Here is a 2,087-nt window from a genome sequence, read left to right on the forward strand (position 1 = left end):
AAAATATGTATATAATGAAATATTTAAAGCCTTATAAATGGCAGGCCATTTCAGGTTTCATATTTAAACTTATAGAAGCATTTCTAGAATTATGTATACCAATGGCTGTAGCTCTTATTATTGATAATGGTGTTGTGGTACATAATACAAACTATATTACAAAGATGGCTTTTGTAATCTTTGGTTTATCTACAGTAGGATATGCAAGTTCACTTGTATGCCAGTATTTTGCATCACTTACATCACAGGGTGTAGGTACACTTATGCGTAAAGATATGTATCGTGCCATCAATCGTTATGATTATCAGGATCTTGATATTATTGGTACACCCTCTTTAATCACAAGAATCACCAATGATATCAATCAAATTCAGTTAGCAGTCGCCATGGTTATTCGTTTATGTTCAAGATCACCATTTTTAATTATTGGTTCTTTGGTTATGAGTTTTGTGATTAACTGGCAGGTAGCACTTATCTTTGTGATTGTCGCACCACTTATTGCGTTTAGTATCTATTTTGTGATGAGTCATACAGCTCCTATGTATTCTCATATCCAGCATATCCTAGATAACGTATCTCTTATCACAAGAGAGAATCTTTCAGGTGTCAGAGTCATTCGTGCTTTTAACCAGCAGGATAATGAACAAAAACGTTTTGAATCAACAACCACAAAACAAAAAGAAGAGCAGATCATTGCAGGTAACCTCAGTGCTGTATTAAATCCAGCTACTACAATTATTGTGAACTTTGGGATTATCGCAATCCTCTATATCTCAGGCTTTAAAATTAATGCAGGTAATATGACACAGGGAGAAGTCATCTCTCTTATTAATTATATGAACCAGATCCTACTTTCTATGTATGTTTTTGCGAATGTTATTGTGATCTTAAATAAAGCCAGTGCATCATACAAAAGATGTGTAGATGTATTAAGTCAGAAACAAGATATTGTTCAGGGAATCAATGAGGCTCCAAGTGACTATCAGAACCTTATTACTTATGATCATGTTTCATTCTCATACTATTCAGGTAATGCCTTAACTGATGTGTCATTCAATATCCTTCCAGGTCAGACAATCGGTGTCATTGGAGGTACCGGTTCAGGTAAAACAACACTTATTAACCTGATTCCTCGTTTTTATGATGTCACTGAAGGTGAAATCCGTATCAAAGATCTTCCTATTAAATCATACAAGTTTGAAGACTTAAGAAATATGATTGGTATTGTGCCTCAGCAGGCCACACTCTTTGGAGGTACAATCAGAGAAAACATGCAATGGGGCAATCCTCATGCCACAGATGAAGAAATTTATGAAGCATTAGAACTCTCACAATCTAAAGAATTCATCGATAAGATGACAGAAGGCTTAGATACCTATATTGAACAGGGTGGTAAAAATGTATCTGGTGGACAAAGACAAAGACTCACTATTGCCCGTGCATTAGTTAAAAAACCAGAAATACTTATTCTAGATGATAGTGCTAGTGCACTCGACTTTGCGACAGATGCAAAACTAAGAAAAGCTTTAAGTACACTTAATATGACAGTTATTATTGTCTCTCAAAGAGTGAGTGCTTTAATGCATGCAGATTCTATTGTGGTATTAAGCCATGGTGAAGTCGTAGGACAGGGTACTCATGACATGCTTATGAATACATGTGATGTCTATCAGGAAATTGTTATGTCACAGATGGAAGGAGGACAGAGTAATGAAGAATAAAAGTACTTTAAAGAGACTTATGGCATTCTGTCGTCCTTATCGTATCTATCTTGTAGGTGCATTATTATTTTCTACAATTAATATTATATTCACTCTTTTGACACCAATTCTTATTGGAAAAGCTATTGACCAGATGATTGGTTATCATCAGGTTTTCTTCCAGGGACTCAGTCAAAAGATATTCTATATTGCATTCTCTGTATTGATGACTGCATTATTCAACTATTTCTTAGTTAGAGCATCTAATAAGATGACTTATGAAATCACAAGAGACTTAAGAGCAGAACTCTTTAAACAATACCAGATCTTACCTCTTTCTTATATCGATTCTCATACACATGGTGATATGATGAGCCGTATGATTGC

General features: G+C 34.9%; 2 protein-coding genes. Both read left to right on the forward strand.

Going from position 1 to position 2,087, the window contains the following annotated elements:
* The first annotated feature begins 5 nt into the window (after positions 1 to 5).
* Positions 6 to 1,721, forward strand: coding sequence for an ABC transporter ATP-binding protein (locus B2S90_RS09545; protein WP_055234283.1), 1,716 nt, complete (start codon positions 6 to 8; stop codon positions 1,719 to 1,721).
* Positions 1,711 to 2,087, forward strand: a 377-nt coding sequence (locus B2S90_RS09550; RefSeq protein WP_286696962.1) for an ABC transporter transmembrane domain-containing protein, incomplete at its 3' end; no start/stop codon positions are given. The genes B2S90_RS09545 and B2S90_RS09550, both read left to right, overlap by 11 nt.

Source organism: Catenibacterium sp. UBA627, assembly GCF_002299355.1.
In the GTDB taxonomy this organism is placed as follows: Bacteria; Bacillota_I; Bacilli_A; order Erysipelotrichales; family Coprobacillaceae; genus Catenibacterium; species Catenibacterium mitsuoka.

Bases quoted from the DNA above. Each gene is read 5' to 3' on its own strand.
- B2S90_RS09545 (WP_055234283.1), top strand. From the start codon at position 6: ATGTATATAATGAAATATTTAAAGCCTTATAAATGGCAGGCCATTTCA.